Here is a 23,693-nt window from a genome sequence, read left to right as displayed (position 1 = left end):
GTCACACCCTCCGGCGGCCGAGTGCGAACGGCAAAACGCCGCGCGCAACTTTGCGCTGGATCAAACATGCTAAGCGCGCGCGGCGGGACGATGGGCTCATCCCCCTCCAGGAGAACACGATGAACGACAGAGCCAGATTGCCGGCGGTATTGCCGGTGGGTTTCGTGCCGACCCCGTCGGCCTCATACCGCGTGCACCGCAAGGTGCTGGCGGCAACCCTGCAGCCGGGCGCGCCGCGCCTGAAGACGGCCGGCCTGCCGCAGCGGCTGCAGGCGGCCCCCACCGGCGCGCGCGTGCTGATGTGGAAGCAGGACCCGTCCGTGCTGGAAATGGGCACGCGCAAGGCCTTCCTGCCCGGGGTCGTGCTGGAAGGCCCGCGCGACGCCCGCATCGCCTCGGGCCAGCCGGGCATCGCCCCCGTCAGCCCGAATGCCTTCGGCGACTTCATCGTGCCGCCCGATACCGACCAGTTCGATGCCGTGCACACCTTCGCCGTCGTGCGCCAGACCCTGACGATGTTCCAGCGCGTGCTGGCGGCCCAGGATGCGGGCCTGGTGCCGTGGGCCTGGAACAGCGCCAGCAACACCGAGCCCCTGGTGATCTTCCCGCACGGCCTGCCCAATGTGATGAACGCGTATTACAGCCGCAACGAGCGGGCCCTGAAGTTCGGCGACTTCGAGGCGGACGACGGCGCCGGCCACATGTTCACGTGCCGCTCCTTCGACATCGTGGCCCATGAAACGGGCCACGCCGTACTCGATGGCCTGAAACCGCGCTGGATCCTGTCGTCGGCGCCGCCGCAGACGGGCGGCCTGCACGAGGCCTTCGGCGACCTGACGGCCATCTTCCTGGCCCTGTCGCAGCTGGACCAGGCCGAAGCCGTCATCGCCCAGACCCGCGCCGACCTGCACGACAAGACCTTCCTGGCCGACATGGCCGAGCAGTTCGGCAGCGCGCTGGGCCGGCCGAACGGGCTGCGCAATGCCGACAACGACCTGAAGCTGTCCGAGGCCGGCACCGAAGTGCATGCCATTTCCCAGGTGTTCACGGGCGCCGTGTACGACATCCTGGCCGACCTGTTCGCCTTCGAGCGCCGCCCCGCGCTGGAAGACGACGCCGTCGTGCTGCACCGGGTCGGTGCCTACCTGTGCGGGCTGACCCTGCGCGCGCTGCTGGCCGCGCCGGACCGCAACGCCAGCTATGCCGACGTGGCCAACCGGATGCTGCACCTGGCCAGCGCCGACGGTAAGCCGGCCAGCTACCTGGAATGCATCCGCGACCGCTTCACCGTGCGCGAGGTGCTCGCGGCCGGCACGGCGACGCTGGCCGAGGCGCTTGCCGCCGGCATCGCCCCGGCCGTGCAGGACGCACCAGGCGCCCTGCAGGACCGGCGCGCCTGCTGCGGCACGATGACCCACGCCCAGTATTTCGACCTGGAAGGCGTGCTGGAGGAGGAACGCCAGGCCCTGGCCAGCTGGTGCCGGCACTACGGGGGCGAACGCTGGCACCCGGAACCGGCCACCACCGAGGAACTGACGGCCGCCAAATAAGCCCGGCCCCACCACGCGCCGGCACAGCCGGCAGGAGGACACGATGAAGATCACGGCCCTGGGTGCCGGCGGCTTCGCCTGCACCACGCAATATCACGAAGTGGACACGGCGGCCAATCCGGCCGGGCCGGCACTGGAGGCGGCCCTGGCCGCCAACCATTTCTTCGACGCCGCGCCGCCGGCGGCCAACGCGGTGGGCGCCGACCTGCAGCGCTGGACCATCGCCGTCGATGCGGACGGCCACCGGCACAGCATCTCGTTCGTGCAGGACGGCAGCGCCGCCAGCCGGCCGTGGGAAGCGCTGCTGGCGCGCATCCTGGCCGCTTGACGCCACCCACACGCCGCATTTGCTTATTTGTATTGTGTCTAAGCCTGAATTGTGAGAAAGAGCGAATTGCCCTAAAATACAGTGCTTTTGCTGGATGAGACCCCATGGGCATCGCGGCATGCGCGAAATTCCCGCCCCGTCCGGCGCACCAACATTAATAGGACCGCTATGACCCACGTTGTCACCGAATCTTGCATCAGCTGCCGTTACACGGACTGCGTCGATGTTTGCCCGGTAGATTGTTTCCGTGAAGGCCCGAATTTCCTGGCGATCGACCCGGATGAGTGCATCGACTGCGCCGTGTGCGTGGCCGAATGCCCGGTCAACGCCATCTTCGCCGAAGAAGACGTGCCGTCCGACCAGCAGCAATACATCAAGATCAACGCGGACCTGTCGCGCAACTGGCCTTCGATCACGAAGACCAAGCCAGCCTTGCCGGAAGCCGAGCAGTTCAAGGACGTCAAGGAAAAAGCGCACCTGCTGGTCCGCTGAGCCCGATCGCCGCATGCCGCCCCACGCCCGGCGTGGCCGGCATGCGCGTCCGCTCTGCCCTGGCGGGCAGGCGTCTTGCGCAAAATGTTCGTCACTGCGCCCGGCAGCGCTGGTTTTTTGATCCCGGCCCTGGCCGGGCCTGCCGCATTTGAAATCACAGGATAGAAAATCGTTATGAATATCGTCAGCACTCCGCCAGGCGGACAATTCGAAACCGACGCCGTCATCATCGGCGCCGGCCCCGTCGGCCTGTTCCAGGTCTTCGAACTGGGCCTGCTGGAAATCAAGGCCCACGTCATCGACTCGCTCGCCGCCGTCGGCGGCCAATGCGTGGAACTGTATCCGGACAAGCCGATCTACGATATTCCCGCGATTCCTTCCTGCACGGGCCAGGAACTGACGGACGGCCTGCTCAAGCAGATCGAGCCGTTCGGCGCCACCTTCCACCTGGGCCAGGAAGTCACGCTCGTGCAAAAGCGCGAAGACGGCCGTTTCGACGTTGAAACCAGCCTGGGCACGAAGCTGGTCACGAAGACCATCTTCATCGCCGCCGGCGTCGGCTCCTTCCAGCCGCGCACGATGAAGGTCGACGGCCTGGAAGCCTTCGACGGCTCGCAGGTGTTCTACCGCGTCAAGGACCCGGCCCAGTTCGAAGGCAAGAACCTCGTCATCTGCGGCGGCGGCGACTCCGCGCTGGACTGGGCCCTGAACTTCGTCGGCAAGGCCGAATCGGTCGTGCTGCTGCACCGCCGCGAGGACTTCCGCGCCGCGCCCGCCTCCGTCGCGAAGATGAAGCAGCTGTGCGAAGACTTCGAGATGCAGCTCATTATCGGCCAGGTCTCCGGCTACGAGGAAAAGGACGGCAAGCTGTCCGACCTGCGCGTGACGGGCGCCGACGGCGTCACCCGCCGCGTGCCGCTGGACATGCTGCTGGTGTTCTACGGCCTGTCGCCGAAGCTGGGCCCGATCGCCGAGTGGGGCCTGGACATCGAGCGCAAGCAGCTCAAGGTCGTCAACACGGAAAAGTTCGAGACGAATGTGCCGGGCATCTTCGCCGTGGGCGACATCAATACCTACCCTGGCAAGAAGAAGCTGATCCTGTCGGGCTTCCACGAAGCGGCCCTGGCGGCCTTCGGCGCGGCACCCTACATCTTCCCCGACAAGAAGATCCACATGCAGTACACGACGACGTCGCCGAAACTGCACAAGGTGCTGGGTGTGGAATCGCCCGTGTTTGACTGATCCGACTTCACGCTCGGAAACGTCCTACAAGAAAGCAGCGGAAACGCTGCTTTTTTTGTTTTGGAAACACTATTATCGTAATACTTAGGGTGAATCCCGTGCTTTATCGGTCTATCTGTCGTCTTTGGAATAATTCTTTACGCCAAGAAAAAACGGCCTATAATGGGCTCATGAACTCCGCACCGCAGCCCGCCCAGCGGTGCCTTACGACCCAGGATCACCTATGCTTTATCAACTCCATGAGATGCAACGCACCTTCCTGAACCCGCTGATGCAGTGGGCCGAGGCGTCATCCAAACTATTCAGCAATCCGGTGTCGCCGCTGGCGCACACGCCCTTCTCCCAACGGATCGCCGCCGGCTACGAGCTGCTGTACCGCCTGGGCAAGGACTACGAAAAGCCGGCCTTCGGCATCGACACGGTGACCGTCAACGGCAAACCGGTCGGCATCCTCGAACATGTCGAGGTGACGAAGTCCTTCTGCCGCCTGCTGCACTTCCGCAAGAACCTGCCCGAATCGGAAACCCGCGCGCTGGCCCAGCCCACCGTGCTGCTGGTCGCTCCGCTGTCTGGCCACCACTCGACCCTGCTGCGCGATACCGTGCGCGGCCTGCTGGCCGACCATGACGTCTTCATCACCGACTGGACCGATGCGCGCATGGTGCCGCTGTCCGAAGGCGCCTTCCACCTGGACGACTACATCTTCTACGTGCAGGACTTCATCCGCCACCTGGGCCCGGACGTGCACGTCATTTCCGTCTGCCAGCCCACGGTGCCCGTGCTGGCCGCGATCTCGCTGATGGCGACCAACAAGGACCCGAAGCTGCCGAAGACGATGACGATGATGGGCGGCCCGATCGACCCGCGCAAGTCGCCCACGGCCGTCAACAACCTGGCCACCGAGAAGCCGTTCTCGTGGTTCGAGAACACCGTGATCTATCCGGTGCCGCCGAACTACGCGGGCTTTGGCCGCAAGGTCTACCCGGGCTTCCTCCAGCATGCCGGCTTCATCGCCATGAACCCGGGCCGTCACGCCCAGTCGCACCGCGAGTTCTACATGCACCTGGTGCGCGGCGACGACGAGCCGGCCGACAGCCACCGCAAGTTCTACGACGAATACAACGCCGTGCTGGACATGCCGGCCGAGTACTACCTCGACACCATCAAGACCGTGTTCCAGGAATTCCGCCTGCCCAAGGGCACGTGGGAAGTGGGCGGCCAGCTGGTGCGTCCGCAGGACATCACCAATGTGGCGCTGCTGACGGTCGAAGGTGAACTGGACGACATCTCCGGCGCCGGCCAGACCCAGGCCGCGCACGACCTGTGCTCCGGTATTCCGGCCAATATGCAGGAAGACTTCGTCGTGCCGCAGGCCGGCCACTACGGCATCTTCTCCGGCCGGCGCTGGCGCGAGATCGTGTGCCCGAAGATCACGGACTTCATCCGGCAGCACGCCTGATTTGCTGCGGCTGACTCACGTTACGCAAGATGCCGCCTTCGGGCGGCATTTTTTTATCCGCCCACGCCGATGCGGCGCCAGTACTCCTTCTCCAGCCGGTTCAGATCCACTTCCCGCGCGGCGTTGTCGAAGGCCTGCTGCTGGACCTGCCCGACCGTCGTGCGGCGGAAGCACAGGTGCATCGTGCGCTCGGCGAACAGGCCGTCGCTGGTGGCGATGCGTTCCCGGTCGGCCTGCGTGAACGCGTCCTTCGCCAGCAGGAAGCGCAGCACCTGGCTGTCGATGACGATGACGGGAAAGCGCCGGAACAGCAGTTTTCTCAGGTTGGTTTCGTCGTTGACGGCTTCCTCGACGTCGAGCGCGCGCGTCGCCGCCATCGTATCGAAGTCGGCGCTGTACGAATAACCGGAGACGGTGCCGATGCGCGTATCGCGCAAATCGGCCAGGCTCCTGGCGCGCACGGGCCGCTCGCGCAGGTAGGCCAGCACATAGGAAGTGCGGCCCAGCGTGGTGGAAAAATGACAGAACTTCTCGCGCTCGGGCGTACGCAGCACGGGCATGAAGCCGGCATAGCGGGGATCGTGCATGCCCAGCTCCATGGCCCGGCGCCACGGATAGTAGTCGATGCTGGCGGTATAGCCCAGCCGGTCCAGTACCGCGCGCAGCTGCGAGCCCGTCAGGCCGTCGTCCGGCAGGGAGCGGGCCAGGAACGGCGGCCATTCCTCGCCGGCCACGCGGATCGTGCGCGACGTCTGCGCTTCGGCCATGCCCGTCGCGCACAGGGCGGCCACGGCGACGGCATGGCGCCACCACCGGCGTTCGGAGCGCTTGCGGCCACGCTTGGGGCTAGCTTCGATCATGCAATATGCTCGCACAAGCGCAGATCGAACGCCAGACGCATTCAGCGGTGCGGCCATCCCCCGCCTGGCGTCCGGGGTTTTCGCTGCACGACCGTGCCGATGAAGGATAATGTGGCTTTTCCGTACCGCCTCGACCCGTGACCGAACCACACACCCTCGCCGACCGCATCGAAGACGTGCTGCCGCAGACGCAATGCACCAAGTGCGGTTATGCCGGCTGCCGCCCGTACGCCGAAGCCATCGCGGCGGGCGACGCCCCCATCAACCAGTGCCCACCGGGCGGGCAGGAAGGCATCCTGCGCCTGTCGCGCGTGACGGGCCACGCCGTCATTCCCCTCAACCCCATCAACGGCCTGGAGCGCCCGCGCGCCGTGGCTTTCATCGATGAAGCCTTGTGCATCGGCTGTACCTTGTGCATCCAGGCCTGCCCGGTGGACGCCATCGCCGGCGCGGCCAAGCAGATGCACGCCATCATTCCCGAGCTGTGCACGGGTTGCGACCTGTGCGTCAAGCCCTGCCCGGTCGACTGCATCGTCATGTACCCCGTCACGGAAACGACGGGCTGGGATGCGTGGAGCCAGCACGATGCCGACGCCGCCCGCGCGCGCCATGACTTCCGCAACGAGCGCCTGAAGCGCGAACGCGAGGAAAACGATGCGCGCCTGGCCGCCAAGGCGCAGGCCAAGATGGAAGCGGTAACGCGCCTGACGCCCGACAACGCGGCCGAACTGGCGGAAAAGGAACGCAAGCGCGCCATCATCGCCGCCGCAATGGAACGGGCGCGCCTGAAGGCCGAAGCGGCCAAGGCCGCCGCCAGCGATAAAGACGACCCACCGCGAGACCAATGAACGCAGCCAAACGCCACGAAATCTTTCGCCGCCTGCGCGAAGCCAATCCCCACCCCACCACGGAACTGGAATACACGACGCCGTTCGAACTCCTGATCGCCGTGCTGCTGTCGGCCCAGGCCACCGACGTGGGCGTCAACAAGGCCACGCGCAAGCTCTACCCGGTGGCCAACACGCCGGCGAAAATCCTCGCGCTGGGCATCGACGAACTGACCACGTATATCCAGACCATCGGCCTGTACCGCACCAAGGCGAAGAACGTGATGGCAACGTGCCAGATCCTGCAGGAGCAGTACGGCGGCGAAGTGCCGCATGACCGCGCGGCGCTCGAATCGCTGCCCGGCGTGGGCCGCAAGACGGCCAACGTGGTGCTGAACACGGCCTTCGGCGACCCCACCATCGCGGTGGACACGCACATCTTCCGCGTGTCGAACCGCACCGGCATCGCGCCGGGCAAGAACGTCGACATCGTCGAGCAGAAGCTCCTGAAATTCGTGCCGAAGGAATTCCTGCAGGACGCCCACCACTGGCTGATCCTGCACGGCCGCTACACCTGCATCGCCCGCAAGCCCCAGTGCTGGAACTGCATGATCGCCGACCTGTGCGAGTACAAGGCCAAGACCCCGGCCCCGGCTGTCGTGTGACCGTCTACTGCCGAGTCCGTGTCAACATGGACTTAGACACGAGCCCAGCCGTATTGCTGCGGTGTCGGTGTCCATGTTGACACGAGCGGGGCAGTAGCGACGGAACCCGTCGAGGCTTAGAGCAACACCATATTGTCGCGGTGGATCAGCTCGGGGCCTTCGACGAAGCCGAGGATGGCTTCGATGTCGGCCGACGGCTTGCGCAGGATACGGCGGGCTTCGCCGCTGGTGTAGTTGGTCAGGCCGCGGGCGACGGGTACGCCGGCCTGGCTGACGCAGGTGATGACGGCGCCGCGGCCGAATTCGCCGCGCACTTCGATGGCGCCGATCGGCAGCAGCGACTTGCCTTCGCGCGAAATCTTCTCCACCGCGCCGGCGTCGATGACGACCTGGCCTGCCGTGTGCAGGTGGTCCGTCATCCACTGCTTGCGCGCCGTCAGGTGGCCCGTCTGCGCCTGCAGCTCGGTGCCGATGGCTTCGCCGCTGCCCAGGCGCGTCAGCACGTCCGGCTCGCGCCCGAAGGCGATCACCGTGTGCGCGCCGGAGCGGGCGGCCCGCTTGGCGGCCAGGATCTTCGTCAGCATGCCGCCCCGCCCAAGGCTGGAACCGGCGCCGCCGGCCATCGCTTCAAGCGCCGGATCGCCCGCGCTGGCCCGTTCGATCAGGTAGGCCGCCGGGTCCTTGCGCGGGTCCGCGGAGAACAAGCCGCGCTGGTCCGTCAGGATGATCAGTGCGTCCGCCTCGATCAGGTTGGCCACCAGCGCGCCCAGCGTGTCGTTGTCGCCGAACTTGATTTCATCGGTGACGACGGTATCGTTCTCGTTGATGATGGGGACGATGCCCAGGCCCAGCAGGGTCGTCAGGGTGGAGCGGGCATTCAGGTAGCGTTCGCGGTCGGCCAGGTCGGCGTGCGTCAGCAGCACCTGGGCCGTGCCAAGGCCATGCGCGCGAAAGCTCGTTTCGTAGATTTGTGCAAGGCCCATCTGGCCCACGGCGGCGCAGGCCTGCAGTTCGTGGATATCGGTGGGACGGTGCTCGAAGCCCAGGCGCAGCATGCCTTCGGCGATGGCGCCGGAGCTGACCAGCACCACCTGCTTGCCCATTGCGCGCAGGGCGGCGATCTGCGCGGCCCAGCGGGCGATGGCGGCATGATCGAGGCCACGGCCGTCATTGGTGACGAGCGAGGAGCCGACCTTGACGATCAGGCGGTTGGCTTTCTGGATCAGGGAGGGGTAAGCGTGAGGGGAACTCATGGAAAGTGCGGCCAATCTCTTGTTGAATGAGGGATTTGATCGCCAGGCCGGTCGCCGGACTTTGCCGCTGACGTTACCAGGCTTGCGTGTGGCAAGTCCGGCAACGTCACAGGTACTGCGATTTTAATCGAGAACCTTGAAGCGCGGGTCATCCGGATCGATCGACGAGATGCCACGGGCTTCCTCGGTCATCTGGGTTTCCTCGGCGCGCTGCGCCGTGTGGCGCTTCTGCTCCAGGTGCTGGTAGATGGCCGTGACCAGTTCCTGCGTGCCTTCATGCGACAGCGCGGAGATCTCGAACACGGGACCCTTCCAGCCGAACTTCTTCAGGAAGTCCTTGACGCGCTTGGTGCGCTCCTCGGCCGGAATCACGTCGACCTTGTTCAGCACCAGCCAGCGCGGCTTGTCCAGCAGGTCCTGGTCGTACTTCTCCAGTTCCTTGACGAGGGCCTTGGCTTCCTTGACGGGATCGACCGTGGCTTCGAACGGCGCCAGGTCGACGATATGCAGCAGCAGGCCCGTACGCGACAGGTGGCGCAGGAACTGGTGACCCAGGCCGGCACCTTCGGCGGCGCCTTCGATCAGGCCGGGAATGTCGGCGATGACGAAGCTCTTCTCGTGCGACACGCGCACCACGCCCAGGTTCGGGTGCAGGGTCGTGAACGGATAGTCGGCGATCTTCGGACGGGCGTTCGACACGGCCGTGATGAAGGTCGACTTGCCGGCATTGGGCATGCCCAGCAGGCCGACGTCGGCCAGCACCTTCAGCTCCAGGCGCAGTTCGCGGCGTTCGCCTTCCTTGCCCTCGGTTTTCTGGCGCGGGGCGCGGTTGGTCGACGTCTTGAAGTGGATATTGCCCCAGCCGCCCTCGCCGCCCTTGGCCAGCAGTTCTATCTGGCCGTGCTCGGTCATGTCGGCGATGATTTCGCCGGACACTTCGTCGATGATCAGGGTGCCGACCGGCACGCGCAGCGACACGTCGTCGGCGCCCTTGCCGTAGCAGTCCGAACCGCGGCCCGACTCGCCGTCCTTGGCGCGGTGCATTTTCGAATAGCGATAGTCGACCAGGGTGTTGACGTTACGGTCTGCCACGGCCCAGATCGAGCCGCCCTTGCCGCCGTCGCCGCCGTCGGGGCCGCCGAATGGCCGGAATTTCTCACGGCAGAAAGAGGCGCAGCCATTGCCGCCGTTGCCGGCGATGACTTCAATGCGTGCTTCGTCGATGAACTTCATAATGTACCGCCTGAAAAAGAGGGCTCTGTACTCGGTAAGTGCTGAAGGCGCATGCCGGAGGCATGGTCAACACTTAACGAGGACAGCGCCAAACAAAAAGGCTCCACCGTCGGCAGAGCCCTTGAATTTCCGAATGCCGGTCGCCGGAACGAGCCGCAGCGACCCTGCATTCAGCCGGAACAACGGCAAGCGCCGCTGCCCCGTGCGTGATTCCGCTGATTACTGCGCAGCTGGAACGACGGTGACGAACTTGTTGTTGCCAGCGCCTTTGACGACGAACTTGACAACGCCGTCCACCAGGGCGAACAGGGTGTGGTCCTTGCCGGTGCCCACGCCTTCGCCGGCGCGCACTGGGGTGCCGCGCTGGCGAATGATGATGCCGCCTGCATTGATCGTTTGACCGCCGTAAACCTTAACGCCCAGGCGTTTTGATTCGGAATCGCGGCCGTTGCGGGTAGTACCGCCACCTTTTTTGTGTGCCATTTAGTGCTCCTAGATAAGCTAAATTCAGATAACAGCGATTAGCCGTTGATCGAAACGATTTGGATTTCGGTGTAGTTCTGACGATGGCCCTGGTGCTTCTGGTAGTGCTTACGGCGGCGCATCTTGAAGATCTTGACCTTGTCGTGACGACCTTGGGAAACCACTTTCACCAGAACCGTTGCACCTTCAACCAGTGGAGCACCAAACTTGATGCTGTCGCCCGCGCCGACGGCGAGGACTTGATCGATGGTGAGTTCGGAACCAATGTCTGCAGGTATCTGTTCTACTTTGAGTTTTTCGCCAGCGACAACTTTGTATTGCTTGCCACCGGTTTTTATGACCGCGTACATGATTTGAAACCTCATCAAATGTTAAGAAAATTCCCTCCCTCGACACCTGCTGCCTCGTGAAAAAGCACCGGGCGGAGGCCGGGGAACCTGTGATTATACATGGCCGGGAAATTGACGTCAAAAAGTATTCACAAAGGCATCCGCTCGTGGTATGTCGGCAACGTGGGAGCCGCATGTCGTATAATTCGCGACAACTCAATCCGTCCAACGCAGGCCTGCCTTGTCCACCCCACCAGCCAACCAGAATAACATTATCAGCACCATCGCCGCCGACATGGATGCCGTCAACGGCGTCATCCGCCAGCGCCTGCATTCGGAAGTGGCCCTGGTCAACCAGATCGCGGAATACATCATCAGCGCCGGCGGCAAGCGCATCCGTCCGGTGCTGGTGCTGCTGGTGGCGAATGCCTATTCCTATAAGGGCAGTGCCCACCATGAGCTGGCCGCCGTCGTGGAGTTCATCCACACCGCGACCCTGCTGCATGACGACGTCGTCGACGAATCGTCGCTGCGCCGCGGCCGCGCCACGGCCAACGCCCTGTTCGGCAATGCCGCGTCCGTGCTGGTGGGCGACTTCCTGTACTCGCGCGCCTTCCAGATGATGGTGGGCCTGGACAATATGCGCGTGATGCAGATCCTGTCCGACGCCACCAACGTCATCGCCGAAGGCGAAGTGCTGCAGCTGTTGAACATGCACGATCCGGACGTGTCGCAGGAAAGCTACCTGCAGGTGATCCGCTCGAAGACGGCCAAGCTGTTCGAGGCGGCCGCCGAACTGGGCGCGCTGATCGCCGGTGCCGACGACGAGGCCATCGCCGCCGCCGGCGAATACGGCCGCTCGCTGGGCACGGCCTTCCAGCTGATCGACGACGTGCTCGATTACGCCGGGGATGCCAGCGAAATCGGCAAGAACGTGGGCGACGACCTGCGCGAAGGCAAGCCGACGATGCCGCTGATCTACCTGATGGAACACGGCACGGAAGAACAGCGCCAGCTGGTGCGCGCCTGCATCGAGTCCGGCGACGAGCAGCATTTCGACACCATCCTGGCCGCCATCACGACGGGCGGCGCGCTCGACTACACGCGCCGCGAGGCGCAGGTGGCGGCGCAGCGCGCCATCGACGCCATCGCCGCCATGCCGGACAGCCGCTACAAGGATTCGCTGCTGCAGCTGGCCCGCTTCGCCGTCGATCGCAACCACTGAGCCGCGCGATGAAAAAGACCGCCGGCGAGCCAGGCACGCCCGAACCGCGGCTGTACCGCGTGGTCGCCGAGCGCGTGCAGCAGTTGATCCAGGAAGAACGCATCGCCCCGGGCGCGCGCCTGCCGGCCGAACGCGAGCTGTCGGCCAAGCTGTGCGTCAGCCGCGCCTCGCTGCGCGAAGCGCTGATCGCGCTGGAGCTGGGCGGCGTCGTCGAAGTACGGGGCGGCTCCGGCGTCTACGTGTGCGAACAGCCCTTGCCGGCCGAAGTGCCGGAAACGGGCCCCGGTCCGTTCGAGGTGCTGGCCGCGCGCCGCCTGATCGAGTCGGAAATCGCCGCCATCGCGGCCAAGGTGGCCACCGGTGCCCAGGTCGACGCGATCCTGCGCGCCGTGGAAGAAATGGAACGCCACCACGAGGACCGCGCCAGCAACGAGCAGGCCGACCGCAACTTCCACCTGGCCATTGCCCGCGCCACCGGCAACACGGCCTTCGTCGGCGTCATCGAATACCTGTGGAGCAACCGCGGCACCCTGTGGCACAAGCTGAAGGAGCATTACCAGACCGAGGAACTGCGCCTGGAAACGCTGCCGGATCACCGCAAGATCCTCGAAGCCATCGCCGCGCGCGACCCGGCCGGCGCGCGCCATGCGATGCGGGCCCACCTCGAACGCGTCACGCGCACGTTCTCGCGGGGCTAGACGCCCCGTTTTTCAGTCCCCCTCTGCCAACCCGGCGGCCAGCCGCTCATTGAGCTCCGGCCCCACGCGCTTGAAGCCCAGCAGCCGGGCGGCGCAGCGGATCATGTCCGCGTCCGACCCGCCGCCGTTTTCCTCCCTCGCCAGCCGCAGCGCGGCGCGGATTTCCAGCATCGAGATACTGGCCGCCTTGACAGTGGCGCCGCTTTCCTGCGAGCGGTCGCGCACGGGCGGCGCGTCGGCCTGCGCCTGGGTGTACCAGAAGGTGCCGTCCGACAGCAGGCCGGCATTTTCCAGCGCCGTGCGCGTCGCGGTGACGATGCGCGCGCCTGCCTTGTCCTTGCCGTAGGCGGCCGCCACCCGCCGCGCCGCTTCCTCGACGTGGATCGGCCCCTCTTCGGCGACGATGCGCGTCACCAGTTCCGTCAGGCGGTACCACGGCAGCTCGGCCGGATCGCCCTCCTCCACCGGCAGGATGCAGCGCTGGTACAGGGGCATCCGGGGCGCGGCCGCCGGCGCCACGTCGATCACCGCGGCATCCGGTTCCACGTCGGCCACGGGGATCGTCGTGCCCGAACCGGTATTGGCACCGGCAATACGCACCGCCTCGCCCGCCGCGTGCCGCGCCGCTTCCAGCGCAAGGCGCAGCCGCTCGACTTCGCCGGCCCGGCGATAGAACCAGTCCGTGCTCCAGATGCGGTGCAGGCGCCAGCCCAGGTGCGCCAGCACTTCCTGGCGCAGGCGTTCGCGCTCGCGGGCCCAGCGCGCATCGCGCCACGTGGGGCCGTCGCATTCGACCGCGAGCAGATAGGCATCCGGCAGGTCCGGGTGGCGCACGCCCAGGTCGATATGGAAACCCTTCGAGCCGACCTGCTGGTCAACCACGTAGCCCAGGCCGCGAATGACGTCGGCCACGTCCTCTTCCAAGGGGGTGGGCGCGGCGTGGCCGGCGCTGGCATGCACGCCGGCCCGGTTGGCCGCCGCTTCCAGGAAGCGCTTCAGGATGCGCGGGCCGGCGCGGCTGGTGCGGGCCGGGTCGATGTCGGCCGGGTCGAACGAGGCGAACACCTCGCAGCGCAGGCGGGCCCGCGTGAACAGCACGTTCAGGCGGCGCTCGCCGCCGTCGGCATTGACGGGGCCGAAGGACATGCTGGCCAGGCGACCGCCGGCCACCGTGGGCCCATAGCCGACGCTGACGAGGATGACGTCACGCTCGTCGCCCTGCACGTTCTCGATATTCTTGACGAACAGGTCCTCGCTTTTTCCCTCGCGCAGGAAGGCGTCCAGCACGGGATCGGCGCGGCGGTGCAGCTCGAGCAGCTCCGTGATCAGGTTGCGCTGGGCCGACGAGAAGGTGACGATGCCCAGCGACGTGTCCGGATGGCGGCGCGCGTGCTCGGCCACGCGCGCCACGATGGCGTCGCCCTCGATGCGGTTATCGCGCTTGCCACCCTTGTCGTAGACACCGGCCACGCGCGTGAAGCACAGGCCATAGGCCGGATTCTTTTCCAGCGGCGACGGCGGCAGGATCAGGTCATCGCCGTAGAACTCCGCATTCGACACGCGGATCAGGGAAGGGTCGCGCGAGCGGTAGTGCCACTGCAGCATGCGGCCCGACAGGCCCCGTGCCTCGCACAGGCTCAGCACACTTTCCAGCATGCCCACCTTGGCCGCGCTGCCCAGCAGCTCCTCGCCTTCCGGCTCTTCCGGCGCTTCGTCCTCCGCCTCGTCGCTCAGCAAACGGTCGAAGAATGACGACGGCGGCAACTGCTTCTGGTCGCCCACGACGACGATCTGGCGTGCCCGCGCAATGGCGCCCAGCGCATCCTCGGGCCGCACCTGCGACGCTTCGTCGATGATCAGCAGGTCGAACTCCAGCGCGCCCGGCGGCACGAACTGGGCCACGGAGATGGGGCTCATCAGCATGACCGGCTTGATGCGCTGCAGGGCCCCGCCGGCGCTGGAGAACAGCTTGCGCAGCGCCATATGGCCCCGCTTCTTGCCGATCTCGCCCCGCACCGTCTTCATGTCGCCCATCGCGCCCTGCGGCACCTGCGCCAGGTGGCCGGTCACAATGGTGGCGACGTTCTCCTTCAGGCGCTGGCGCTCCAGCGCGACGAATTGCGCCACCAGCGCATGCCGGTCCCGGGCGCCCAGCTCGCGCAGCACGGGCGAGGCCGCGCGCGCCGCGTTCCACAGTTGCTCGGCGCGGGCGAAGCGGATCTCGGTGGCGGCCGCTTCCGCGGCCAGCGCGCCGTCGCGCATCCGCCCGGCGATCTCCGGCACGGCACCCTGCAGGGCCGCATGGTTCTTCTGCAGCGCGACCCAGCCGCCGTAGCGGGGCAGGCTGCCGGCGGCGCCGCGCAGCCAGCCGGCGACGAAGGCCAGGTCATGATCGGCCGGCAGCTGCACGTCAAGCGTATCGAGTACTTCGTCCAGCGGCGCCGCGCCCCTTTCAGCCGTGGCAATGGCGATCAACAGCGCATCGACCTGCGAGGAATGGGCCGCCACCTGCAGCATGCGTTCGACGGGAATGCGCAACGGCGCGGCCAGGGCCGCCATGCACCAGTTGGCATAGCCCAGCAACCGGGCGAAATCGGTCTGTTCGCCGCGCCAGGATTCGCCCAGCGTCGTCGCGCAGAAGGACTGATCCAGCTGCCACCGTTCGCGGCGCGCTGCCACGTCAATCAGGATGTCGACCAATGCCAGGCGCTCCCCGGCGCTCTTGGGCAGCGGCGCGCGCAGCAGCCCGGCCAGTTCGCGCGAGGCGCCCCGGTAGGCCCCGCCCCAGCGCGTGAAGAACGACTGCGTGCCCGCCACCAGCGGCGCGCGCAGGTGCAGCGGCGTGGCGGCCGCGAACGCCGCATCGATGAACGAGGCCGCGGCAGCGTCGCGCGCGGTGCGCCATGCGGCACCGGCCACCAAGGTCTCGCGCAGTCGAGGCAGGTCGCTTGCGACCAGCATCCTGGCGGCGGCAGGCTGGCCATCCTGCGGCAAGCCGCGCAGCAGCGCCAGGGTGGCGGCCAGCGGCGTGCCGGCGTGGCGCGTGATGGGCACCGCCACGTCCAGTGCGGTCGCCGCCGCCTGCAGGGCAGTCGCCAGGGCGTCCGACGCCCGGGCCGCCGTTTCCATCAGGGGGCCGAGGCGCGTCAGCTCGACCGGCTGCAGATCGAGGTTGCCGGTGCCGGCGAACGGGTGAACGGCGGGCGGTCCTTCGGCTGCCAGCACGGCGCCGTAGCGCGTCACCAGTGCCAGCAAAAGATCCAGCTCCTGCGGCGGCAGTGCGGCCACGGCGGCGCCGTCGATGACCGGGGGCGGGACCCCCTGGCCGATGAAGCGGGCCTGCTGCGCCAGCACGGTATATGCCGTCTCGCCGGAGACGCCGATGGGCTGATGCAGCGCCTCGGCGATGGCGTTCAAGGAGGCCAGCGACTGCGCCAGCGCTTCCGGTGCGCCGGGGGCGGCCGGCACGTCACCTGCCGCGTTCAGGGTGCGCGCCAGTTCGGCCAGTACGGCCTTCTTGTTGGCGTTGCGCGAATGGAGCTCCAGGCACACGTCGCGCAGGCCCACCTTGACGAGGCGCTCGTGCACCACCGACAGCGCCGCCATCTTCTCGGCCACGAACAGCACGCGCTTCCCCTCGCGCACGGCCGCGGCGATGATGTTCGTGATGGTCTGCGACTTGCCCGTGCCGGGCGGGCCCTGCACCACCAGATTGCGGCCCAGCCGCGCTTCCTCGATGACGACTGCCTGCGATGCATCGGCATCGACGACATGGAAGATGCGCGCCGGCGGCAGCACGTCGTCGAGCCGCTCGCCCGGCGCCAGCAGCGGCGGGGCCGGCGTGAAGCCTTCGAACAGCAGGCCGCGCGTCAAAGCATGGCCGGCGATGGCGCCATCGGGCCACGCATCCGGTGCCAGGTCGCGGTACATCAGCAGCTTGGAAAACGAGAAAAAGCCCAGCTGCATGGCGTCCCGGTCGACGTGCCAGCCGCCCTGGGCGGCCACCACCGCTTCCACCTGGGCGAAGTAGGCAGCCGGGGTCCACCCCTCGTCGATCTCCAGTTCGGGCAGCACGATGCCGAAGTCCTCCTTCAGGCGCTGCTGCAGCGGCAGGTTGGTGACGACGTCCTCGTCGCGCAGGCGCAGGTCGTAGGTGGACGTGCGGGGATTGCGCGCCAGCTCCACCGGCAGCAGGACCAGCGGCGCCTCGCGGACCGGCGTGCCGGGCTTGTTCTCCAGCCACGTCAGGAAGCCCAACGCCAGGTACAGCACGTTCACGCCCGATTCTTCCTCGGCCGTGCGGGCTTCGCGGGCGATCTTCAGCAGGCGCTTTTGCAGCGCGTCCGGCCCCAGGCGGGTTTCCAGCCAGCCGTCGCGGAAGCGTTCCGGCTCGAAGCCTTCCTCGCCCGCGTCGGCCAGCCGCACGCTGTCGGCGGCGTCGCCTTCCTGCTCCGCATCGCGGCCGATGGCGCGCAGGCGCATTGCCTTGCCGCCGGCCAGCCAGGCATGGGTATCGTTCGAGCGCTCGTTGACGATGGCGATGACATTGCCGCGCGTGTTGGCGCGGTTGACGTGCACCAGGCGGTTGCGCGTGCCCGTCTCCACCAGGCGGCGGCGGGTATCGTCGAACAGGCGCTGCAGGTTGGCGCTCTGGCCGGCCTTGCCCGCGGCGGTTGCGCCGTCGCCTGCCTCGCCTGCCATGCCGTCGGTCGATACTGTCATGATTGCTGCCTTTTTCGTCTGGATCGTGGGGGCGCTCCGCAGTGCGCCGGTCCCGCGATTATAGAGAAAGCGCGCCCGCCGAAGGGGGCCGCACAAACGCTTTATGCCCAGTGCAACGCCGCGTCGCCCCTGGCCGCGACGATGTCTTCCAGACCGGCGAGCCGGTGGATGGCGTGGGGCACCGATACCAGATAACCATCCAGCCCGCGCGAGTACAGCACCGCCAGCACGTCCTGACCCGGCAGGTCGGTCGACGCGATCTTCACCACGGCGCCGCTGGCCTGGTCCCACAGCCAGCAGACGGTGCGCTTGCCGATCCTTTGCGTGCGGTAGTTCAGGATCCACCAATCGCCGCCGCCCCGGCAGATGGTGACCTCGCCCTCGAAGCTTTGCACCGTCACCATCTGCTTCGGCTGCTTCTTGAACATGCGTGCATCGAATCGCATCGTGCTGCCGAACAGCGGCAGCGGCGCCTGCCGGTGCGCGCCGGTGACGAAATTGAACTGGTGCAGGTGCAAGGTGCGCTCATGGCCGGCCATATTGTTCGGGTGCGGCGCCTCGGTGACGGAACAGAACAGGATGTCGTCGCCGCCCAGCCAGGCCAGCGCGCTGTCCACCTGGATTGGAATGGCGGGCAAGCGGTGGGGACCGGACAGTGGCGTGGCCCGGCGCTCGTCCCACAGCCAGCAGCGCGCCTGCTTCAGTGACGTCATGTGCGGGTCGTGCACGGCGATCAGTATGCGGCCCGGACCCATCCCCGTCAGCACCACCCTGCCTTCCGGCGCGAAGATGGTGTCGGCCGCCTCCGCGCTGACACGGCTGACGCAGCGCCCGTCCTGGCCGTCCGGGCGGTGCAGGCCGTACAGAATGCCGCCGGCGACGACGCAGTCCAGCGCATGGAAGTCGCCCCGCAAGGGCGGCCCGAAGGACGTGAAGACGCTACCCAGCCGGACTTCGTACTGGAACAGGTCGCGGTCGCCATGGTCGGATGCTTCCAGCAGGCGCCGCCAGTACTGGCGCTCCCCTTCGACCCCGACCAGCACCAGCGCGCCGCCGCCGACATCGGGCCGCAGCGCGGACATATCGGTTTCCGCCGGCGGCCATGCGTTGCAGTCGATCAGGAACAGGGAAGACGTGCCGTCGGCATCGTTGTATTCCACTTCGCAGGAAAGGCCATCGAAGTAGCCATAAGCATGCAGCCAGGTGGTGCCGTCGAAATCGTGCCGCGCCGGCAGCCAATGGAACTTCGTCTTCGACATGGCCGCAGCCCCTCCACTTGTTTAATCGGCAAGATTATAAAGCGTCCACGGTTCGCGCGTAAGCGGTCAGCCCGCCTTGCGCAACTGGCCGGACCACTTTAGAATGGTCTGACCAATCCAACAACGATCCACCATACAGGCGCACCTGCTGCGCGACGGAGACAAGGTGAAGAAGACGACACGAGTGCTGGCCGCCCTGGTTTGCTGCACGCTGCTGGGCAGCGCCCAGGCCGAGGGCCCTTTCAGGAACCCCGACAACAAGAACCTGAAGGACCCTTCCGAGGGCACCTACCCGGTGCCGTACAAGATGCCCGTGGCGGCCGAGATCACCGATGCGCTGCACCGCATCCGCGCCTACATGGACAAGGCGACGCCGACGCGGGTCGTGAACCGCAAGACGGGCGCGCCCATCACGGACTTCAAGACGCCGGTGGCCGATGCCGTCTTCGAGGAAGCGGCCGGCGACTACGGCATCCTCGTCTACGAAATGGGTGTGGTCCATTCCGGCCTGCTGCTGGCGGCCCAGGCCACCGGCGACAAGAGCTTCACGGCGATGACACAGCGCCATCTGCAGTTCTTCGGCGACAAGCTGCCCTACTTCCGCGCCCAGGAACAGAAGTTCCACCTGGAGCGCGCCAACAGCTTCTCGCGCTTCCTCGACCCGCGCGCGCTGGACGACGCCGGCTCGATGTGCGCCGCGCTGATGCGTGCCCGCGCCGCGAAGATCGGCCCGGACCTGTCGCAGATGATCGCCACCTGCAGCGACTGGGTCGCCAACAAGCAGTTCCGCCTGGCCGACGGCACCATGGCGCGCAAGCGCCCGCAGGCCGTTTCGCTGTGGGGCGACGATATGTACATGAGCATTCCGGCGCTGGCCGAGATGGGCCGCATGACGGGCCAGCGCAAGTACTACGACGATGCAGTCAACAATGTGCTCAATATGAGCAAGTACCTGTTCAACCCCGAACTGGGCATCTACACTCACGGCTGGCATGCACACGTGCCGGACGCGCCGCGCTTCTACTGGTCGCGCGCCAACGGCTGGGCCGTGCTGGCCATGAGCGACCTGCTGGACGTGCTGCCGAAGGACCATCCCGGCTACGACAAGGTGCTGAACCAGCTGCGCGCGAACCTGAAGGGCATCGCCGAGCGCCAGTCCGGCACGGGCCTGTGGCACCAGATGATCGACCGGAACGACTCCTACCTGGAGACGTCGGCCAGCGCCATGTTCGTCTACGCCATCGCCCACGCCATCAACCAGGGCTGGATCAGCCCTACGGTATATGGCTCGGTGGCGCAGGCGGGTTGGGCGGGGCTGTCGTCGAAGATCAATGCACAGGGCCAGGTCGAAGGCACCTGCGTGGGCACGACCCTGGCGGGCGACCAGGTGTATTACTACCATCGCCCGACCAGCGTGCATGCGCTGCACGGCTATGGACCGATGCTGATGGCCGGCGCCGAGATGCTCCGCCTGATCAAGAACCCGAACGTGAACATCGAGTACAAGGTCCGCACCTATCACTACCAGCCGAAAGGCGCGGGGCAGACCGACTACCGCGAACACCATTGAAAGGCCTGTGATGACATTGCAACGACGCTTCACTACCGCGCGCCCTGCCCTGCTGGCCGCCGCGCTGGCGCCCCTGCTGCTGCAGGCGGCGGCCCACGCCGCAAGCCTGCGCGTGACCCTGGCGCACGACCTGGACATGGCGCGCGCTTCGGAAACGGTGACGATTCCGTGGGCCGACGTGAACCGCGCCCTGCCCGGCGCGCTGATCCAGCGCCTGGCCGTCAAGGATGCCGGCGGCCGCGCCGTGCCCTACCAGGTCACCAACGTGGCCCCGCTGGCCAAGGACCCGCAGAACGTCGGCGCGGCCTATGGCGAACTGATTTTCCAGCACAGCTTCAAAGCCGGCGAGAAGAGCGCCACCTACACCATCGAGACGACGGATGGCGTGACGCAGCCCTTCCCCGTGCAGGCCACCGCGCGCTACGTGCAGGAGCGGCTTGACGACTTCGCGTGGGAGAACGACAAGGTTGCGCACCGCACCTACGGCCCGGCCCTGATGGCGCCGGCGCCACCGGGCAGCGGCAAGGAAGTGCTGCAGACCAGTGGCCTGGACCTGTGGTTCAAGCGCGTGCCCTACCCCATCGTCGACCGCTGGTACAACAAGGGGCACGACCACTATCACCACGACGAAGGTGAAGGCATGGACCTGTACAACGTCGGCAAGTCGCGCGGCGCCGGCGGCACCGGCATCTGGGACGGCAAGCAGCTCCACACCAGCGTGAACTACGCCGGCTGGAAGGTATTGGCGAACGGCCCCGTGCGTGCCATCTTCGAGCTGCGCTACGACGCCTGGGATGCGGCCGGCACGCCCGTGACGGAAGTGAAGCGCTTCACGGTCGACGCGGGCCACTACCTGGACCGGATCGACAGCACCTTCGAGTTCAAGGACAAGGCCACCCTGACGGCCGCGGTGGGCCTGAACAAGACGCCTAGCGACAAGGGCGAGCAGCCGAAGATCGCCGTGCACCGCGACGCCAAGGACGGCGTGCTGCTGCAGTGGATCGAGCAGGCCAGCAAGGGCGCCTTCGGCACGGCCATCGTGCTGCCGACGGCGCAAGGCTTCGCCGAGGACCCGCTCAATGTGCTGGTGCTGGCCCCCGTCAAACCGGGCCAGGCGCTGCGCTACTGGGCCGGCGGCGCCTGGAGCCGCGCCGGCGAAATCACCAGCGCCGACCAGTGGAAGGCCTACGTCGCCGATGCCGCCAAGCGCGCGCGTAGCCCCGTCAAGGTCAGCCTGCAGGCGCAGCCCTGAACGGCACGGGTCGCGCACCCCTCAACCGGCTGCGCGGCCCGCCTCATGACGTTGCGACGTCATGGCGTCATAAAATCTCCGCGACGAGGGCAGGCGGCCGGCACAGGCGCACGCCCTTGTCCGTCACGACGAAGGGCCGATTGATCAGGGCCGGATGGGCCATCATCGCGTCCAGCAGCACGTCGTCTCCCAGCGCCGGATCGGCCAGCCCCAACGCCTCATAAACCTCGCCCTTGTCCCGCATGGCGCCCCGCACCGTCAGCCCGGCCCGGGCGATCATGTCCGCCAGCGCCGCACGGGCGGGCGGCGTCTTCACGTAATCGATCACCACCGGCTCGATCCCCGCCGCGCGGATCAGCGCCAGCGCGCCGCGCGAATTGCTGCAGGCATTGTTGTGATAAATGGTGACGGGCATGGGCTTCCTTCGGGCGTGGCCAGGCTATCGGGATGACAGCCGGACTGCGGATAATAGTAAAAACAGGCACTTGCAACAAGTACTTGACGCAGGCGCCCACAGGGCCCGGCCGAGCAGTTGAAAAACCGGAAAAGTTCTGGTTTAATAATGCCTCCTACCAGTCGGGGTGTAGCTTAGCCCGGTAGAGCGCTACGTTCGGGACGTAGAGGCCGGAGGTTCGAATCCTCTCACCCCGACCAAATTCTTCTGCAAAATCAACAACTTACTTAATTGTTGCTTTCCCGAAAGTACTACAGTATCCTGTGTAGTACTTTAGTTTGGTTTCGCACGCCCGTTTTCCTTTGATATCGGCGCAGCTGGCCTAGTATTTCGGAATCGCGACAGTGACGCAATCAGCTCCAGACCCAAGCACTTCTCCCTCCAGCAAATCAACGCGCACTGTGCCGATCCCAGACAGTCTCACGTCTGTGCGCGGGTATCCAGACAAGCTTAAAATATACCGGATCGAAGCAAGCCCGTTTTGGCAAGTCAGGTGCTTCGAGAGTGGCAAGACGGTCAAGCTGAGCACAAAAACCACTGACAAGCAGGAAGCGATCGAATTCGCCAAGGCGACCTATAACCGCATCCTTCACGCGCAGGCCACCGGCAAGGCCCTCACCCAAGGAACACGCTTCGATATATGCGCAGGCAAGATGCTTGAGGCGCAGAAGTCGAGGGTCGAGCGTGGAGAACTTTCCAAGATGGCGCACGACAACGACATCTATATGCTCAACAAGCGCATCCTGCCCGAGTTTGGTGCCTTGGAACTCGCCACTATATCGTTCGCTACCCTGCAAGACTTCGTCGGAAAAATCGGGATTGATCTTTCGCCATCTTCGATTCAGCGACATCTGGGCATCGTCTACAAGGTGATGGAATATGCGCTACATCGCCAGCTACTTCTTGCGGTGCCGAATTTCCCGACCATAAAGAAAAAAGACGAGCCGCGTGGATGGTTTCCTGACGCCCAGTATCGCGCACTGATTGTCGAAGCAACCAAGCTTGCAGGCACGGCTGTTAAGGTGCAGGCGACTGAAACCGGGCCTCCACGCACATTAAAATTTACGTCTGATTTGCCGAAGATGATTCAGTTCATGGTCAACAGCTTCATCCGCCCTACTGACTTGAAAAACATGCAGCACAAGCACGTGGAAATTGTGCGTTCCGACCAGACCTACTTGCGCCTGTCACTGCCAAAGAGCAAGAACAAGGACGGCCCAATCGTAACGATGGCAGAAGCGGTCACGGTCTACGAGCAACTGAAATCCATCTATGCCGCTGACGGCCTCGCGGAGCCGGATGACTACGTGTTCATGCCCCAATATCCGAATCGCGACACCGCGTTACGCGAACTTCAACACCAGTTCAATTATCTGCTGGACGATCTGGACTTCAAGAAAGGCCCGCAAGGTGAAGCACGCACGATCTACAGCTTGCGGCATACCAGCATCATGTTCAGGCTGCTCGACGGCGACAAGATCGACCTGCTGACGCTTGCCCGAAATGCCCGCACATCCGTAGAGATGATTGAGCGCTTCTACGCCAGCAAGCTTACAGGCGAGCAGAACATCGACATGATCCAGTCCGACAGACGCAACCCGAAGGTCAAAGCGCACCTTCCAACATTGAATTTGAAGACACCCGGTAATCCCCCCATTTTTAGAGCACTGAATCGCCACGACTATCGTAGACACTCCTGAGCCATAATGTCGGGCACAAGGAGAAGATATGAGCGGTAAGCGGTACACAGAGGAATTCAAGATTGCAGCGATCAAGCAGGTGGCGCAGGGCG

20 protein-coding genes and 1 tRNA gene are annotated in these 23,693 nt (G+C 65.8%); 13 read left to right on the top strand and 8 right to left on the bottom strand.

Annotation, left to right across the window (positions count from 1 at the left end; all coding sequences use genetic code 11):
• Positions 1-119: 119 nt before the first annotated feature.
• The 5 genes from GM672_RS17225 (at position 120) to GM672_RS17205 (ending at position 5,071) form a co-directional block, all read left to right on the top strand.
• Complete coding sequence (locus GM672_RS17225; protein ID WP_155471770.1) at positions 120-1,550, top strand: gluzincin family metallopeptidase; 1,431 nt, start codon at positions 120-122, stop codon at positions 1,548-1,550.
• Positions 1,551-1,593: 43 nt separating this feature from the next.
• Positions 1,594-1,878 carry a protealysin inhibitor emfourin gene (locus GM672_RS17220; RefSeq protein WP_155471769.1) on the top strand — a complete coding sequence of 95 codons (285 nt, stop codon included), beginning with the start codon at positions 1,594-1,596 and terminating at the stop codon, positions 1,876-1,878.
• Positions 1,879-2,046: 168 nt separating this feature from the next.
• Positions 2,047-2,370 carry a ferredoxin FdxA gene (fdxA, locus tag GM672_RS17215; protein WP_134387214.1) on the top strand — a complete coding sequence of 108 codons (324 nt, stop codon included), beginning with the start codon at positions 2,047-2,049 and terminating at the stop codon, positions 2,368-2,370.
• A gap of 174 nt (positions 2,371-2,544) precedes the next feature.
• Entirely contained in the window at positions 2,545-3,612 is a 1,068-nt protein-coding gene (locus tag GM672_RS17210) for an NAD(P)/FAD-dependent oxidoreductase (protein ID WP_155471768.1), read from the top strand.
• 223 nt (positions 3,613-3,835) lie between these two features.
• Positions 3,836-5,071, top strand: coding sequence for a polyhydroxyalkanoate depolymerase (locus GM672_RS17205; RefSeq protein WP_155471767.1), 1,236 nt, complete (start codon positions 3,836-3,838; stop codon positions 5,069-5,071).
• A gap of 53 nt (positions 5,072-5,124) precedes the next feature.
• Here the strand turns inward: GM672_RS17205 and GM672_RS17200 are convergent, their stop codons facing one another.
• The gene (locus GM672_RS17200) at positions 5,125-5,931 is read right to left on the bottom strand and encodes a substrate-binding periplasmic protein (protein ID WP_170300110.1); all 807 of its coding nucleotides are present in this window, start codon (positions 5,929-5,931) and stop codon (positions 5,125-5,127) included.
• 137 nt (positions 5,932-6,068) lie between these two features.
• Here GM672_RS17200 and rsxB point away from each other — a divergent pair, with 137 nt between their 5' ends.
• Together rsxB and nth are read left to right on the top strand one after the other, a co-directional pair.
• The gene (rsxB, locus tag GM672_RS17195; RefSeq protein ID WP_170300109.1) at positions 6,069-6,779 is read left to right on the top strand and encodes an electron transport complex subunit RsxB; all 711 of its coding nucleotides are present in this window, start codon (positions 6,069-6,071) and stop codon (positions 6,777-6,779) included.
• A complete protein-coding gene (nth, locus tag GM672_RS17190; protein ID WP_155471765.1) occupies positions 6,776-7,423 on the top strand; it encodes an endonuclease III in 648 nt (215 codons plus the stop codon). The genes rsxB and nth overlap by 4 nt, the downstream gene beginning before the upstream one ends.
• 116 nt (positions 7,424-7,539) lie before the next feature.
• Here the strand turns inward: nth and proB are convergent, their stop codons facing one another.
• From proB to rplU, 4 genes are all read right to left on the bottom strand, one after another.
• On the bottom strand, positions 7,540-8,676 hold the full coding sequence (proB, locus tag GM672_RS17185; protein WP_155471764.1) for a glutamate 5-kinase: 1,137 nt from the start codon (positions 8,674-8,676) through the stop codon (positions 7,540-7,542).
• Between the two features lie 123 nt (positions 8,677-8,799).
• On the bottom strand, positions 8,800-9,909 hold the full coding sequence (obgE, locus tag GM672_RS17180; RefSeq protein WP_155471763.1) for a GTPase ObgE: 1,110 nt from the start codon (positions 9,907-9,909) through the stop codon (positions 8,800-8,802).
• Positions 9,910-10,128: 219 nt separating this feature from the next.
• Positions 10,129-10,392: a 50S ribosomal protein L27 gene (gene rpmA, locus GM672_RS17175; protein ID WP_155471762.1), complete on the bottom strand. Its 264-nt coding sequence runs from the start codon at positions 10,390-10,392 to the stop codon at positions 10,129-10,131.
• A gap of 38 nt (positions 10,393-10,430) precedes the next feature.
• Positions 10,431-10,742, bottom strand: coding sequence for a 50S ribosomal protein L21 (gene rplU / locus GM672_RS17170; RefSeq protein WP_130185982.1), 312 nt, complete (start codon positions 10,740-10,742; stop codon positions 10,431-10,433).
• A gap of 220 nt (positions 10,743-10,962) precedes the next feature.
• Between rplU and ispB the strand changes: the two genes are divergently transcribed.
• Both ispB and GM672_RS17160 read left to right on the top strand, forming a co-directional pair.
• Positions 10,963-11,946, top strand: a complete 984-nt coding sequence (gene ispB, locus GM672_RS17165) for an octaprenyl diphosphate synthase (protein WP_155471761.1) — start codon at positions 10,963-10,965, stop codon at positions 11,944-11,946.
• Between the two features lie 8 nt (positions 11,947-11,954).
• The gene (locus tag GM672_RS17160) at positions 11,955-12,644 is read left to right on the top strand and encodes a FadR/GntR family transcriptional regulator (RefSeq protein ID WP_155471760.1); all 690 of its coding nucleotides are present in this window, start codon (positions 11,955-11,957) and stop codon (positions 12,642-12,644) included.
• 12 nt (positions 12,645-12,656) lie between these two features.
• Here GM672_RS17160 and GM672_RS17155 read toward each other — a convergent pair whose 3' ends face one another.
• Positions 12,657-17,366, bottom strand: coding sequence for a DUF3320 domain-containing protein (locus tag GM672_RS17155; RefSeq protein WP_211517383.1), 4,710 nt, complete (start codon positions 17,364-17,366; stop codon positions 12,657-12,659).
• A 101-nt stretch (positions 17,367-17,467) separates the two neighbouring features.
• The gene (locus GM672_RS17150; protein ID WP_155471759.1) at positions 17,468-18,625 is read right to left on the bottom strand and encodes a hypothetical protein; all 1,158 of its coding nucleotides are present in this window, start codon (positions 18,623-18,625) and stop codon (positions 17,468-17,470) included.
• A gap of 166 nt (positions 18,626-18,791) precedes the next feature.
• Between GM672_RS17150 and GM672_RS17145 the strand changes: the two genes are divergently transcribed.
• Both GM672_RS17145 and GM672_RS17140 read left to right on the top strand, forming a co-directional pair.
• Complete coding sequence (locus GM672_RS17145; RefSeq protein WP_170300108.1) at positions 18,792-20,195, top strand: glycoside hydrolase family 88/105 protein; 1,404 nt, start codon at positions 18,792-18,794, stop codon at positions 20,193-20,195.
• Positions 20,196-20,205: 10 nt separating this feature from the next.
• Positions 20,206-21,447, top strand: coding sequence for a BT3233 family polysaccharide utilization protein (locus GM672_RS17140; RefSeq protein WP_155471757.1), 1,242 nt, complete (start codon positions 20,206-20,208; stop codon positions 21,445-21,447).
• A 67-nt stretch (positions 21,448-21,514) separates the two neighbouring features.
• Here the strand turns inward: GM672_RS17140 and arsC are convergent, their stop codons facing one another.
• Positions 21,515-21,862, bottom strand: a complete 348-nt coding sequence (gene arsC / locus GM672_RS17135) for an arsenate reductase (glutaredoxin) (RefSeq protein WP_155471756.1) — start codon at positions 21,860-21,862, stop codon at positions 21,515-21,517.
• 162 nt (positions 21,863-22,024) lie between these two features.
• On the opposite strand from arsC, the gene GM672_RS17130 reads away from it, so the two are divergent.
• Positions 22,025-22,101, top strand: a tRNA-Pro gene (locus tag GM672_RS17130).
• 144 nt (positions 22,102-22,245) lie between these two features.
• A complete protein-coding gene (locus GM672_RS17125; RefSeq protein ID WP_155471755.1) occupies positions 22,246-23,601 on the top strand; it encodes a site-specific integrase in 1,356 nt (451 codons plus the stop codon).
• The last annotated feature ends 92 nt before the right edge of the window (positions 23,602-23,693 follow it).

The sequence above is a fragment of the Pseudoduganella buxea genome (assembly GCF_009720835.1).
In the GTDB taxonomy this organism is placed as follows: domain Bacteria; phylum Pseudomonadota; class Gammaproteobacteria; order Burkholderiales; family Burkholderiaceae_D; genus Rugamonas; species Rugamonas buxea.
Note: the sequence above shows the minus strand (reverse complement) of the source record. Positions and strands in the feature narration are given on the sequence as shown.